Source organism: Moraxella catarrhalis (assembly GCF_001656295.1).
In the GTDB taxonomy this organism is placed as follows: domain Bacteria; phylum Pseudomonadota; class Gammaproteobacteria; order Pseudomonadales; family Moraxellaceae; genus Moraxella; species Moraxella veridica.
The window spans coordinates 41,494-55,602 of record NZ_LXHE01000013.1 but is presented as its reverse complement, the minus strand read 5'-3'; the positions used below and the strand labels follow the sequence as shown (position 1 = coordinate 55,602).

Annotated in this window: 12 protein-coding genes and 2 tRNA genes; 2 read left to right on the top strand and 12 right to left on the bottom strand. The window is 42.7% G+C overall.

Going from position 1 to position 14,109, the window contains the following annotated elements; translation table 11 throughout:
• Window positions 1–77 precede the first annotated feature (77 nt).
• The 3 genes from AO382_RS05715 to AO382_RS05705 all read right to left on the bottom strand — a co-directional run bounded on the left by AO382_RS05715 (window position 78) and on the right by AO382_RS05705 (window position 2,246).
• Window positions 78–713: an opacity family porin gene (locus tag AO382_RS05715; RefSeq protein WP_064618913.1), complete on the bottom strand. Its 636-nt coding sequence runs from the start codon at window positions 711–713 to the stop codon at window positions 78–80.
• Between the two features lie 175 nt (window positions 714–888).
• A complete protein-coding gene (gene truB / locus AO382_RS05710; protein WP_064618910.1) occupies window positions 889–1,821 on the bottom strand; it encodes a tRNA pseudouridine(55) synthase TruB in 933 nt (310 codons plus the stop codon).
• Window positions 1,822–1,823: 2 nt separating this feature from the next.
• Window positions 1,824–2,246, bottom strand: coding sequence for a ribosome-binding factor A (locus AO382_RS05705; RefSeq protein ID WP_064602598.1), 423 nt, complete (start codon window positions 2,244–2,246; stop codon window positions 1,824–1,826).
• Window positions 2,247–2,801: 555 nt separating this feature from the next.
• Here AO382_RS05705 and AO382_RS05700 point away from each other — a divergent pair.
• Both AO382_RS05700 and AO382_RS05695 read left to right on the top strand, forming a co-directional pair.
• Complete coding sequence (locus tag AO382_RS05700; RefSeq protein WP_081258239.1) at window positions 2,802–3,650, top strand: DUF2382 domain-containing protein; 849 nt, start codon at window positions 2,802–2,804, stop codon at window positions 3,648–3,650.
• A gap of 180 nt (window positions 3,651–3,830) precedes the next feature.
• The gene (locus tag AO382_RS05695) at window positions 3,831–4,337 is read left to right on the top strand and encodes a YsnF/AvaK domain-containing protein (protein WP_064618907.1); all 507 of its coding nucleotides are present in this window, start codon (window positions 3,831–3,833) and stop codon (window positions 4,335–4,337) included.
• Between the two features lie 246 nt (window positions 4,338–4,583).
• Here AO382_RS05695 and infB read toward each other — a convergent pair whose 3' ends face one another.
• The 9 genes from infB to AO382_RS05650 all read right to left on the bottom strand — a co-directional run bounded on the left by infB (window position 4,584) and on the right by AO382_RS05650 (window position 14,088).
• On the bottom strand, window positions 4,584–7,322 hold the full coding sequence (gene infB, locus AO382_RS05690; RefSeq protein ID WP_064618904.1) for a translation initiation factor IF-2: 2,739 nt from the start codon (window positions 7,320–7,322) through the stop codon (window positions 4,584–4,586).
• A 156-nt stretch (window positions 7,323–7,478) separates the two neighbouring features.
• On the bottom strand, window positions 7,479–8,960 hold the full coding sequence (nusA, locus tag AO382_RS05685; RefSeq protein ID WP_064618901.1) for a transcription termination factor NusA: 1,482 nt from the start codon (window positions 8,958–8,960) through the stop codon (window positions 7,479–7,481).
• A gap of 99 nt (window positions 8,961–9,059) precedes the next feature.
• Window positions 9,060–9,557, bottom strand: coding sequence for a ribosome maturation factor RimP (gene rimP / locus AO382_RS05680; protein WP_064618899.1), 498 nt, complete (start codon window positions 9,555–9,557; stop codon window positions 9,060–9,062).
• Window positions 9,558–9,809: 252 nt separating this feature from the next.
• Window positions 9,810–9,886, bottom strand: a tRNA-Met gene (locus AO382_RS05675).
• 173 nt (window positions 9,887–10,059) lie between these two features.
• Window positions 10,060–10,144: transfer RNA gene (locus AO382_RS05670), tRNA-Leu, on the bottom strand.
• Between the two features lie 60 nt (window positions 10,145–10,204).
• Entirely contained in the window at window positions 10,205–10,504 is a 300-nt protein-coding gene (gene secG / locus AO382_RS05665; RefSeq protein ID WP_064618896.1) for a preprotein translocase subunit SecG, read from the bottom strand.
• 38 nt (window positions 10,505–10,542) lie between these two features.
• Complete coding sequence (gene tpiA / locus AO382_RS05660) at window positions 10,543–11,295, bottom strand: triose-phosphate isomerase (RefSeq protein WP_064618893.1); 753 nt, start codon at window positions 11,293–11,295, stop codon at window positions 10,543–10,545.
• Window positions 11,296–11,488: 193 nt separating this feature from the next.
• Window positions 11,489–12,586, bottom strand: a complete 1,098-nt coding sequence (gene mraY / locus AO382_RS05655; RefSeq protein ID WP_003657308.1) for a phospho-N-acetylmuramoyl-pentapeptide-transferase — start codon at window positions 12,584–12,586, stop codon at window positions 11,489–11,491.
• 17 nt (window positions 12,587–12,603) lie between these two features.
• Window positions 12,604–14,088: a UDP-N-acetylmuramoyl-tripeptide--D-alanyl-D-alanine ligase gene (locus AO382_RS05650; protein ID WP_064618890.1), complete on the bottom strand. Its 1,485-nt coding sequence runs from the start codon at window positions 14,086–14,088 to the stop codon at window positions 12,604–12,606.
• Window positions 14,089–14,109 lie beyond the last annotated feature (21 nt).

Below are 14,109 nucleotides of genomic sequence, written 5' to 3'. Positions count from 1 at the left end.
TCACTTTTTACAAAAAACCCGTCGGTGTGGAGTGCCGGCGGGTTTGGTTTAAGTAAGTTTAAAATCAACGATTTTGCTTAGAAGTTATAGCGAAGACCTACTTTTGCACCATATTGATGAACTTTAGTTTCTTCAAATTTACCCAAGTAATTATATTCCACGCCAGCATCAACGGCAAGCTGCGGATTGATGGCGTACTGTGCGCCAGCCAAAACACCAAAACCAACTTTGGTTTTCTTTTCACTATCGTAATAGGTTTCTTGAGTAATGCTAAGCGGAGCTGTTGTTGTAACAACCTCTGAGTCTTCAACTTTTACTTGATTAATTCCCAAGCGACCGCCCACATAAGGTGTGAATCCAGATACTGTCTCAGAATCATAGATAGCAGACAAACCCAAAGAATGTGCTTTTAGTTCACCCCAGTAGACTTCTTTCTTAACAGCTCCATTAGGCAATTCCGTAACATCAGTACCAGACCCTTTGATTTTACCAAAATTAGTATAATCTAAAGCGTAACGAACCATACCTGTATCTTTACCCACAGCCACGGTATAGCTGACATCATCATCTTTGATCTTTTCGTCATCAAATTTGAAGTTCAGTTTAGAATAACCGACATCACCCTGAACATAATAACCGTTATTAACCAAAACATTGGCTGCAGCGGCAGTTGAAAGACCTGCCAAAACTGTTGCTAAAATTAATTTTTTCATTATCTGACCTTTTTATTACAAAGTAAGCTTATTTAAGCAAAGTTATTATACGATTTAAATAGTACATGTGTCAATGCGTATTGTCATAAAACAGTCACAATGTTACAAAAATTTTGCCAAAGTAGCGAAATCTTTAAACCGTTCACCATACCAAAAACTGATGCGTAATGACTGATTATGCGACCAATTTTTTAGGCTGTAATCGTCCGCTTTTGGATACTTCTGCCAGCCCAATAAATACATCTTGGGCATACAGTCGCACCAGCAACACATCATCAAACCCAAGCAAACTATCTAGACGGTCTTTGACATTTAATCGTTGCCCCATTTTTAGTCGCTCAGCTTCCAAACCATCAATGCTTAAAATGGGTATATGCGTCATCAAAGCATCCACAGGTAATAGTCGATTGATTTTATCAGGCAATGATAACTGGCTTAACACATCAAGACCGACCGCATCAGCCACATCAAAACCGCTTGTGGCCGTGCGACGCAAATCCGTTAAATGCCCCACACAGTCCAAATGCTCTGCCACACTTTCGCCCAGCACACGCACATAAGTCCCCTTTGAGCAAGAGACAATCAGTTTAATTGTGGTATTATCCAGTTTTGTGAGTGTCAAATCATGTATGATAATAGGTCTGGCATCACGCTCGACCACCTCGCCTAATCGTGCATATTCATACAGTTTTTTACCATCTTTTTTTAAGGCGGAATACATAGGCGGCACTTGCATTTGTTTGCCCATTAAAGCATTGGCAATCCCATTAAGTGTTTGCTGATTAAAGCTTGGTACATCAGTGCGTTGTATCACCTGACCATATCTATCAGCAGTATCTGTTTTCACGCCTAAGCTTAACAGTGCGACATAACTTTTATCTGCATTAAGCCCATACTGTGCAAATTTGGTTGCCTCACCAAAACATATCGGCAAAAGTCCTGTTGCCATAGGGTCAAGCGTGCCTGTATGACCTGCTTTTTTAGAATCATGCAACTCGGATTGATATAAATACTTAGCTTTTGCCAAAGCACTGTGCGAGCTGATATCAGCAGGCTTATCTAATAATAAAATGCCTGAAATCACCACTTTTTTGGTCGATTGATTCATCATTATTTATCATCATCCAACTGATGCTCTTCATCCAAATAGTTTTTTTCACTTTCTTGGGTTTTTTGCATGGCTTGACCAACCAAGCTCATCATGCGATTACCATGAGCGGTCACCTCATCATAATGAAATCTTAAGCGTGGTGTGGTGCGTGTTTTCATAGTGCGTGCCAGCTCAGTTCGCAAAAATCCAGCAGCAGTATTAAGTACTTTTAAGCTTTGAGCATGTGCCTCACTATTCATACCACCATCTTGACTTGGCTCTAAAATGGTTACATAAACATCAGCATAGCCCAAATCAGGGCTAACCTTCACACCAGAAATGGTCACAAATCCTGTCAGGCGTGGGTCATTAATCTCATCTCGGATTAAAATGGCTAAAGTACGCTGAATTTGGTCAGCAAGTCGCTGTAATCGTTGATTCATAAGTCCTCTAAATAGATATGTTATTAAAATATTGTTAAAAATTTAAATTTCATGATAGTAGTATAGCCCATTTTTTTAATAAAACCAATGAATTGCATTTGTGCTGATTTATCCTATTATCTGCTTTTATATTTGATTATCTTACTTATTAAACATACTCGTTAAAAGTAGCACTGATTTTAAAATCAAAGGCATGATAAAACAGTGAATTCCACCAATCAGCTTGCCCACAGTCACCGATAATCAACACAATTTTCAAAAAATCATGAAATTTACTTAAAGTTACATTGGGTTACTTTGGTTTATAAATAGTTAATTGAACCATAATAATTATTGACAAAAAACGCTTAGTACAAAATTTTAAATTCTTTATACTAAAAGTATCGCTAGACATCAAGAAGTAGCTAACAGATAAATAGATAAATCATTTTATCGTTTTGATGATATTAGGTTACCTCGATAGTTTAAATTTGTATCTTAAATTTAAGCGGTATATAAAAAGATTAAAAATCCTGATTGAGCCATCAATCAGATCAACAAAACAAAGGGAGAAGTATGATGAGTAAGTTAGTACGATTGTATGACATTGAAGCCACCAACCGTGAAGTATTGGGAGATGACTATTATAACCCAATCGGCAAAACTGCTTATGGCATCGGTCAAGAAAAACTTGGTAAAGTACAAGATGTATTGGTTGAGGTAGACACAGGTAAGATTCGCTACCTAGTGGTTGATGCTGGTGGTTGGTTCTTCTCAAAAGAGGTTTTGGTTCCAGCAGGATTGTCTCGCATTGTTGGCGATGAGGTATATTTTGACAGTCTGACCAAAGAGCAAGTAGAAGCAATGGAAGGCTATGATCAAAATTATAGCTATACCTATGAAGAACAATATAATAAAGACCGTGAATTTTATGCAGCAGAGACACTGCCTGCAGAAAGCCGTCTTGAGTTAGATGAAAGCCATTATCATGCTCCAAATACGCTAGAGCTGTTAGAAGAACGCTTAACAGTCAATAAAGATCGTATCGTAGCAGGCATTGTTAGCCTTGGTAAGCATGTGGTTACCGAAGAACGCCGTGTTGAGGTGGATTTAGAAGAAGAGCATGCTCACATTGAGCGTACCGCTGTAGATCGCCCAACAGATCGCCGTATTAATGATTCGGGTGCAGACACCATCAGCGTTGAGCTAGAAGCTGAGCGAGCCAATGTGACCAAACAAACTTATGTCACCGAAGAGGTCACCTTAGGCAAAACTTCAGAAACTCGCACAGAGACCATTTTAGAAACCATTCAGCGTGAAGAGCTTAATGTTGATGATTTAGGCAATGTGGTTGATAAAAATGGCAATGTGGTCAACTATGAAGGCATTACCGCTGATGAAGTACGCCGTGCTCGTGGTCTATAATCTGACCCAACCCAAACTTTGACTTGAATGAGTAAATCGCATCAGTCAAACATCCAAAAAGTCAGGGCAATGCTCTGGCTTTTTTTAAATTTAATCAATACTTAAAAGCTGGCTTTGGTTAATCCAAACCAAATCTCAAAGAAATTTTTAAAGACCTAAAAATTTTAAGGAAATAATATAATGAAAACACCACATACAATTGATGATACTCAAACCTTAGAGCTTTTGGAAGAAAGGGCTGAAGTTCAAAAACAGCGTGTTAATACAGGTAAGGTGATTTTATCCAAAAAGATACACACACGCACCGTTAATATTCCCATCACCTTAACTGAAGAGCATCTTGTCATCACCTATCAACAAGATGATACTTCTTTGGCAGGTCACGAAAGACCATCAAATGATGATGACTTGGTCAATATTATTGACAACACAAAAGCCACACACGCTAAAATTACCATCAACGGTCAGGTGTGTTCATTAACACCAGATACACCAATTGAGATGTTGTTGTATTGTGAGACTGCGACAGTCACAAAAACAGCTCACGCCATTGAAGATATTCACCTAAACACCCAAACCATTCAGCGTGAGCATGTTTTTACCACCAAACTACAAAAAGAAGTGCTGGATATACAAGAAGGTGAAAATTTAGTGATTCAAAATGATGACCTAGATTATACCAAATAATTCATTTGGTAGATTTATCAGATAAAAGTTTGTTTCGTGCATGCAGCGGTATATCATAGATTCTATCAATAAAAAAGATTGGTGCATTAACACCAATCTTTTTGAACTATCAGACCAATAATTTATTAAAAATTCAATTAAAATTTATTAAATCAAATCAATAATTAAATGGAGTGACTAAATGCTAACTTTTGGGCGTATCATTTGCATGATTTTAAACAATACACCCAAACGCCATCATCACAATTATAGCTCTCGTTTCACTTCATGGATCTCAAAGACCTCAATCTTATCACCCACGGCAACCTCATAGCCCTTGACCGCAAGACCACATTCCATACCTGCTTTTACCTCATTGACATCGTCTTTGTAGCGACGCAAAGATTGCAAATGGCCTGTAAAGATGACTTTATCATCACGCAAGACTCGGATTGGCTTATTGCGATAAATGGTACCTTCTTGAACCATACAGCCTGCTGCTGCACCAAATTTACTTGAGCGAAAGACATCACGAACCTCGGCGATACCTAAAATCTGCTCACGATGCTCTGGTGCAAGCATGCCACTCATTGCCGCTTTGACATCATCAATAAGACCGTAGATAACGCTATAATAACGAATATCTATGCCCGCTTCATCTGCCTTGCGTTTACCTGCATTATCAGCACGGACATTAAAGCCAAGCAATACCGCTTCACTTGATTCTGCCAAGATAACATCAGATTCGGTAATCGCACCAACGCCTGAGCTAATCACACGCACTTTAACTTCATCAGTTGAAAGCTCATCTAATGCATTTAATAACGCTTCTAATGAACCACGGACATCTGTTTTTAAGATGATATTTAAAGTTGCAACTTCTGCCGATCCCATGCTTTCAAATAAGGTATCAAGTCGCATTTTATTTTGACGATCAAGCGTGCGTTCACGCTCCCGTGCTGCCCGAAAATCAGCAACTTCACGGGCTTTTTTCTCATCAGATACCACTAAAAATTCACTGCCTGCTGCGGGTGCTTCTGGTAGACCCAAAATCTCAACAGGAATCGAAGGGCCTGCGGTCTTGATGCGCTGACCATTTTCATCGGTCATGGCACGAACCTTACCATAGTATTCGCCCGCCAAAACCAAATCACCTTGATTGAGCGTACCGCGCTTGACCAACAAGCTTGCCACAGCACCTCGTCCTTTATCCAAGCGTGACTCGATGACCACACCTTGGGCCGCACCATCAACTGGCGCTTCAAGCTCCATCAGCTCAGCTTGGATGCTGATGACTTCTAAGAGCTCATCAATGCCCATGCCTGATTTGGCAGAGACTTTGACCATAGGTGTATCGCCGCCCCACTCTTCTGGGATCACTTCTTTGACTGATAGCTCATTGATCACACGGTCAGGATCGGCGGTATCTTTATCCATCTTGTTAATCGCAACAATCAGGGGCGTACCTGCCGCACGCGCATGGTCAATGGCTTCTTCAGTTTGTGGCATCATGCCATCATCTGCCGCAACGACTAGCACCACGATATCTGTCGCCTGTGCACCGCGCGAACGCATGGCAGTAAAGGCGGCGTGACCTGGCGTATCCAAGAAAGTAATAACGCCGCGGTCTGTAGTGACATGATACGCACCGATATGCTGCGTAATGCCGCCCGCTTCACCGCTGGCAACCTTGGTGGCACGAATTTTATCCAATAGCGACGTCTTACCATGGTCAACATGACCCATGATAGTTACCACAGGTGGGCGTGTTTGTACATTACCTGATTTTTCATCAACCGCCACTTGCAAATCATCTTCAAGCTGGGTATCGCTGACTGGAATGAAATTATGTCCAAATTCCTCAATCACCAGTGCGGCTGTCATCTGATCGATAGTGTCAGACTCACGTACCATCTCGCCCATTTTCATCAATGATTTGATGACTTCACGCACTTTGACTGCCATTTTTTGAGCCAAATCAGACAAAACGATACTCTCGCCTACCTCGACATTATGGACAATTTTTTCAACAGGCATCTCAAACTTATGCTTATTGGCTTGAGACGATTTCAAACCTTTTGAGCGAGTTTTGATTTCACGCTCTTCTTGCTGACCTTTGCGACCTTTTTTGGCGCCTCTGCCAGCAGTACCTGCCGCGCCTCGTTTGATTTCGCGGCGCTCTTTTTCAAATGATTCTTCTAGAGCAGCGCCCACCAAGCCATCAGCCAGCGGCGCATCATCTTTGGTGCGAACAATGGCGGCAGTAGCACCATCATCAGTCTCGCTATAGCGAGATGCCATTTGTTTCATCTGCTCTAGCGTGCGTTTTTGGGCTTCTTCAGCAGCCTTACGGCGTGTTTCTGCCTCCATCTGACGCAAGCGCTCTTCTTCAGCCTCACGTGCTTCGCGCGCTTTTTTATCAGCGGCAGATTCTTGCTTAACTGGCTTGATGGTCTTTTTCTTCTCGGTTTTTTCTACTTTGTCAGCAGGCTTGGCATCTTCTGGCTTTTTCACCTTTTTGATGACGACTGTGGCGTTAGCTTCACTATTTTTTGCAGGCTCGCTGCTTGCACGCATCGCAGCCAAAGTTGCTGCTTGACGCTCGGCGGCTTCTTGCTTGCTACGCTCGGCGGCTTGTTTTTCTTCAGCGGCTTTTAGGCGTGCTTCTTCGGCAGCCTTGGCTTGAGCGGCGATTTCTGCTTCGATCTTAGCAGGATCTGGTTTTTCGTAGACTACTTTTTTTGTGCGCACGACATTGACCGTTTTTGCTTTGCCTGACGTTCCTGTGACTTGAGCGGTTGAAGTGGTTTTAGATTTTAGGCTGATGCGAGATTTTGGCTGCTCGCCGTGGCTTTGCTTTAAAAAAGCCACTAATTTATCTTGCTCGGTATCGGTGACAAGATCGTCTTCACCGCGACTTGGTAGACCAGCATCAGCAAGCTGTTTTAGGATGGTTTCAGTTGTTGTGTTTGAAATTTGTGCAAGTTGTTTAACTGTTTTTGCCATTCATATCACCTAGTTGTTTTGGTTTGGCAAGTGGGCTTGGCATCGCTGCCAAACATTGCCCACTTTGTGTATTGTCTGCCAAACCTTTAGGCTTGGCAAAATTATTTTAATGGCTGCACGCTCATTGCTGTGCGCCTACGACTGCTGCGCCCATGATTACTCGAACCATGATTGGCGCGCTGCCATAATGAATTTACCAGCGCTTTGGCTATCCAAGCCTTCGATATCTTCGATATCAAAAATGGCTTGCTCTGCCAAATCATCCAGCGTAATGATATCGCGCTCGGCCAATTTATAAGCAATCGCAGGCGTCATGTCTTCTAAAGCCAAAAGTTCTGCGCTTGGTTCTTTGATATTTTGCTGTTTGGCAATCTCATCACTGATGATCACTTCTTTGGCGCGCTCTTGGATGGCGGCGATGGTTTCATCATCCAAGCCATCAATGTCATAGAACTCTTCTACTGGTGCGTATGCCACGGTTTCGATGTCGGCAAAACCCACTTCCGCCAACACTTCCGCCAAATCGTGATCAAGCTCCAAGCGCTCATAAAACAGGTCAATCACTGCTTGATTTTCAGAAGCTTGGCGTTCGCTGTATTCAGACTCCAAAATCATGTTCAGCTTATAGCCAGTCAGTTCAGAAGCCAAGCGAACATTTTGACCTTGAGAGCCAATAGCACGTGCTAATTGATCATTGGTCGCAAAAATCACTTCAGCAGTTTTGGCATCTTCATCAAGCACAAGACCACTGACATCAGCAGGCTCAAGCGCACTGATGATATATTGTGCTGGATCTTCATTCCAAACAATCACATCAATGCGTTCACCATCTAGCTCCTGTTGTACTGCTTGAATACGCGTACCACGCATACCAATACACGCACCCACAGGATCAATACGGTGATCATTGGTTTTTACCGAAATTTTAGCGCGTAAACCAGGTAAGCGAGCCACATCACGAATCTCAATAATCTGCTCACTAATCTCTGGCACTTCTTTATTCATCAAAGCAATCAGCATCTCATTATTAGTGCGTGAAAGCATCAGCTGTGGGCTACGACCATCACGATTGACCTGAGATAAGATGGCAGAAACTCGGCTTTTAACACGCAATGTCTCACGCGGCAATGTCTGATCTTTTGCCAAATAACCTTCACCACCTTCACCCAAATCCACAATATAAGCATCACGGCTTTGTTTTTTAATTTCGCCACTGATTAAATCACCAATACGCGACTCAAACGCATCAGCCACCAAAGCTCTTTCAGCTTCACGGATTTTTTGGATGATCACTTGTTTGGCTTGCGTGGCAGCGATACGACCAAATTCAATCGACTCAATTTGTTCTTCTTTGACATCGCCAATTTGCCATTCGTTTTCGTCCAAATCACTGATCGCAAGCTGACACGCTGGCATCTCATGATCTTCATCAGCAACCACTGTCCAATAACGAAATGTATCATAATTGCCCGTTTTGCGATCAATATGTACACGGATGGCAACTTCAGGCTGCTCGGTATAGACTTTTTTCTTGGTTGAGACGACAAGCGCTTGCTCAATCGCCTCAAAAATATCTTCAGGATTTAGTCCTTTTTCGTTACTGACGGTCTCAACCACAGTCAAAATTTCACGACTCATCTGTAGATCCTTTGGGTTCATTGATATTGATTAATTTTTATGCAATGATTGCACCATTTCACCATGCAATCTCATATGACAGGCACAAGACCAAATAAATCAGTCTTCGTACACCAAATGTGCTTTATCCACGCTATCAAATGCAATATTAAATTCAAGCTTATCTTCGGTGACAACTGTCATAGTGTCTTCGCCCACATTCATCAAGCGGCCCACTACTTTGCGGCGTTTTGTATCACCGCTACCAATGGCATGAATCAGACGTAGATTAATTATCTCGCCCACATATGCCGCTACCTGCTCACGCGTAAATAAAGGACGATCAAAACCCGGACTTGACACCTCTAGGACATATTCGCCCGCAATTGGATCGTGAACATCTAAGACACCAGAAACCTGATGATTAACCGCTGAACAATCCTCAATGGTCACATGCTCGCCTGCCGCTCGATTTTCGGGCAGTGATTCAATATAAATACGCAGTAATGATTTACGACCTTGAGGCATAAATTCAATGCCCCACAAATCAACACCGCAGGCAGCCACCGCAGGGGCAATCAATTCGGTCAGCTCAGCAATTTTGCTTGATGGTTTCATGATTGAATGATAATTCCTAAAATAATATTTACAAAACGGCGGTACTTATCACAACAGTCTATAAAGCACTATTATAACATCGTATAACCCATCATGAGTGATAAGCGTTATTTTAGTGATGAATTTGTTTTAGATACAAAAAAACCCACATAACACAAGGTTGGTGGGCAATCATAATACCAGCCGACAGCTTAATTTAATATATTAAGCTACCTAAGATTGCAATTTGGCAACGCTTAGGATTTTAAAAAATGGTAGCGGGGGCTGGATTTGAACCAACGACCTTCGGGTTATGAGCCCGACGAGCTACCAGACTGCTCCACCCCGCATCAATTTAGAATACCTATTATATAGAATATTTTTTTAATGTCAAGCGATTTTTAAAAATTTTTAGCTAAGTAATCTGGCTACCAGTCAAGTCTATGAGTTATTTATATCTATCGGCAGTGATTGATGCCTAATTCAAGCAAAAAATCCCTAAAGATAAGCCAGAAATTGAATTTGGTGCGATCGGAGGGACTTGAACCCTCACGCCGTGAAGCACTACCCCCTCAAGATAGCGTGTCTACCAATTCCACCACGATCGCAAAATAAAATATCGGAGTATTCTACCCAAAAAATCTGTCAATTGCAAGCAAAATCATTACTTAGTTGGCGGGGGTATTCGGTGTCTCGCTGACAACGGCTGGCACATCCAAGCGTAACTGATCTTCGGCTTGTTTTTGGGCGAAGTGAGCCAGTGCAAGGCTTGTTGCAAAAAAGATTGTCGCAAGCACTGCGGTTGTGCGTGTTAGAAAGTTTGCCGACCCTGCCGCACCAAAAACTGTACCTGCTGCACCTGAGCCAAAAGATGCACCTGCATCGGCACCTTTACCATGTTGAATCAAAATAAAACCCACCATGACAATGGCAATAATAATATGAATGGCTAAAAGAATTGTAAGCATAAATTTCCCAATCGTATGGTATGCAAAAATAAAACAAGCTACGATGCTGACTCAAATGCAGCAATAATCTGTGTAAAGGTATCTAATTTTAAAGAAGCACCTCCGACCAATGCCCCATCAACACCTTCAGCTTGAGCAAATTCAGCAGCATTTTGCTCATTCACCGAGCCACCATAAAGCACACTGACGCCTTCAAAGTGATACGATGCTAAGACTGACTTAATATGTGCATGAGTTGCGATGACTTCTTGAGTGGTGGGTGTCAGACCTGTGCCAATCGCCCAAATAGGTTCATAAGCAATGATAAGCTTGCCCCGTGGCACACGAAAGGTTTGTAATACTGATAACTGATCATCAAGTACTGATAAGGTCTGATTGGCTTGATATTGCTCTTTGGTCTCACCAATACAAAACACAACGCTCAAATCTGCAGCAAATGCGTGCTTCATTTTCTCAACCAATAAGCTGTGATCTTCACGATAATAGTTGCGACGCTCAGAATGCCCAATAATGACAAAGCCTACGCCCAAATCACTCAGCTGCTCAGCAGACACATCGCCCGTATACGCCCCCGTACTTTGGGTATACGCACAAATATCTTGAGCACCCACCCAAATTGGCGTACCTGCCAAGACATCTGCCACAGTCGATACATGGGTAAAACTTGGTGTACAGCCAACCCTGACCGCATCACAAGCTATACCGCTCAAGCCCTGTGCCAGCTCATGTGCCGCCGACTTGGTTGCTGGGTTTAATTTCCAATTGCCGATGACGCATCTTTGTACATTCATAGTCGTTATCCCTATAAAGCTTTAAAGTTCAGACAGTCGATGAGCAAATACACCCAAACGAACCTGCTATTATAGCCCAACTTGGTCAATTTCCCTAAAAGTTTTTAAAATTTTATCAACCAATCTGCCATTAAAATCACCTTAGCGCACTCACCAAAAGGACACAAGGCTCATCGGTGAATTGATGGCAAATTTAGCGTAATTTTAAGGTCATCAGTCCAAGCACCACCAAAATAATACACACAATATAAAAACGCGCGACTACTTTGGTTTCTTTGAGTCCAAGCTCTTCAAAATGATGATGTAAAGGTGCCATCAAAAAAATGCGTTGTTTACGCAGACGATAAGAACCAACCTGTAAAATCACCGATACTGCTTCAGCCACAAAGATACCGCCCATGATCGCAAATGCCAACTCTTGGCGAGTCATCACAGCAATGGTACCAAGCATACCCCCAAGACTCAATGCACCTACATCGCCCATAAATACATCAGCAGGTGCCGCATTATACCAAAGAAAGCCCAAGCCTGCACCAATCATGGCAGCACATACAATGGTAACCTCAGCATTATAAGCAATATAAGGTACATGCATATAATCAGCAAAATGTGGCGAGCCAGAAATATAAGCAAAAACGCCCAAGCCTGCTGCGACCAAAACTACGGGTAAAATCACCAATCCATCCAAACCATCTGTCAGGTTCACCGCATTAGATGAGCCTGCCAACACAAAATAAGTCGCAATAATAAATCCCAAACCCAATGGAATCGCTGAAAACGGAATCACAATGTCTTTAAACAGTGGGATTAGCATGTCTTGCATGGCGATCATGGTATTGGTATCTTGCTGTGTGGCGATGTAATACATGGAACAGCCAGCAAATAGCGAGCCGACCGATAGCCAAAAATATTTTTTGCGAGCAATCAGTCCTTGGGGGTTTTTGTGCTTGATTTTTAGCCAATCATCTGCCCAGCCAACTGCACCAAAAATGACCATGACCACCATTAAAATCCAAACATAAGGATTGCCTAAATCCGCCCATGCCAAGGTAGCAATACCAATCGCCACCAAAATCAGCACCCCGCCCATCGTAGGCGTGCCTTGTTTGGCAAGGTGAGTTTTTGGTCCATCATCACGCACGGCTTGACCGTATTTTAAGGTACGCAGATAATGAATCACAGGCTTACCACCAATGATAACAATAAGCAGCGATGTAATCACCGCAAGCAGTGCCCGCAAAGTCAATGAACCGATGGCAATGTCTGTTTGCTGTAATAGCCAATACAACATGAAGCATCCTTAATTTGTTAATGGTTACAAGCGGTCAAATCAGCAATCAGGCTCTCCATTGCCATGCCACGAGACCCTTTAAATAACACGGTGGCAGAACCATGTGATAATAATTGACGCAAATCCTTTAAAAGACTTGGCTTATCTGTATAATGTCTGGCAATGGATTTTTGTTCATTGATGGCAGTGGCAGTATGTGCCATGTGATTACCCAAAGTCAATACATGATCAATCTCAAGTAAAGCCAACCGATGCCCCAGTTTGGTATGCTCATCATCTGCCGCATCTCCCAGCTCAAAGATATCACCAAGCACCAATATCTTAGTGTCCAATTCAGCTTCAAGCACTTTTGCTGCAGCGAGCATGGAAGTTGGGTTGGCATTATAAGTATCATCAATAATGTGATATCCATCCATTGACAGACGCATCAAACGACCCTTTGGGGGTGTCGCACGCAGAAGCCCTTTGGCGATTTGTTCAAGTGGTACGCCCAGTGCAAAAGTCGCCGAAGCTGCCGCCAACGCATTCGCCACATTATGCTCACCAATGAACGGTAAATGAACAGGCAAGCTGTCAATTTGATCAATATCAATATTGGTATTTAGAGTAAATGTGCTGTGCGTGGCAAAAGTTTCGATATCATCAGCAAATAAATCCCCCATCATCAGCACCGAGCTGATCCCTTCGGCTTTAAGCATAGCTTGATCCGTCACTTCAAGCCCCGCTTGCTCAATCGGCACGGCACGCTCACCAAATGATAAATGCAGCTTTGTAAATTTAGACGCTTGTTTTAAAAGCTCTGGATAAAAGTCATCTGAAAAAGGTAAAATTGCCACACCCTGACTCGTCAGTGCCGAATAAATCTCTGATTTAGCACACGCAATATTAGCCCGCCCACCAAACTCGCCCAAGTGCGCTGTACCGATATTTAATATCAATGCCACATCAGGACGCACCATTGACGCTGTATAGGCAATCTCACCCAAATGATTTGCCCCAAGCTCTATCACCAAAAAACGATGCTCATCAGTCAGCTCAAGCAACATCATCGGCACGCCAAGATCATTATTTAAATTACCACGAGTGATGAGCGTCGGTGCAATTTGGCTTAAAATAGCACCAATCATCTCTTTGGTCGTCGTCTTACCGCTTGAGCCGGTCAAGGCAATGACCGTCAAATCAGGGTGCGCCTCTCGCCGAAACCTGCCCAAATCCCCCAAAGCAAGCTTAGTATCTGCCACCAAAAGCTGCGGCATATCACATTTAACAACACGCTCAACAATCGCTGCAGATGCACCTTGCTGATACGCATTTTTTATAAAATCATGCGCATCAAATCGCTCGCCTTTGATCGCCAAAAACACATCGCCTGCTTGGATTTGGCGTGTATCAGTCACAATACGATGGGCGTAAATCTCAGCCTTATCATTGTGATGCCACTGCCCCTGTGTGGCTTGTTTTAGGTTATCTTGGTGCCAAACATACACACTTGAATTTGTCATGCGATCGCCTTTTATCACTTT

Coding starts and splice junctions, on each gene's coding strand:
- AO382_RS05715 (WP_064618913.1), bottom strand. CDS start 713: ATGAAAAAATTAATTTTAGCAACAGTTTTGGCAGGTCTTTCAACTGCC.
- truB (WP_064618910.1), bottom strand. CDS start 1,821: ATGAATCAATCGACCAAAAAAGTGGTGATTTCAGGCATTTTATTATTA.
- AO382_RS05705 (WP_064602598.1), bottom strand. CDS start 2,246: ATGAATCAACGATTACAGCGACTTGCTGACCAAATTCAGCGTACTTTA.
- AO382_RS05700 (WP_081258239.1), top strand. CDS start 2,802: ATGATGAGTAAGTTAGTACGATTGTATGACATTGAAGCCACCAACCGT.
- AO382_RS05695 (WP_064618907.1), top strand. CDS start 3,831: ATGAAAACACCACATACAATTGATGATACTCAAACCTTAGAGCTTTTG.
- infB (WP_064618904.1), bottom strand. CDS start 7,322: ATGGCAAAAACAGTTAAACAACTTGCACAAATTTCAAACACAACAACT.
- nusA (WP_064618901.1), bottom strand. CDS start 8,960: ATGAGTCGTGAAATTTTGACTGTGGTTGAGACCGTCAGTAACGAAAAA.
- rimP (WP_064618899.1), bottom strand. CDS start 9,557: ATGAAACCATCAAGCAAAATTGCTGAGCTGACCGAATTGATTGCCCCT.
- secG (WP_064618896.1), bottom strand. CDS start 10,504: ATGCTTACAATTCTTTTAGCCATTCATATTATTATTGCCATTGTCATG.
- tpiA (WP_064618893.1), bottom strand. CDS start 11,295: ATGAATGTACAAAGATGCGTCATCGGCAATTGGAAATTAAACCCAGCA.
- mraY (WP_003657308.1), bottom strand. CDS start 12,586: ATGTTGTATTGGCTATTACAGCAAACAGACATTGCCATCGGTTCATTG.
- AO382_RS05650 (WP_064618890.1), bottom strand. CDS start 14,088: ATGACAAATTCAAGTGTGTATGTTTGGCACCAAGATAACCTAAAACAA.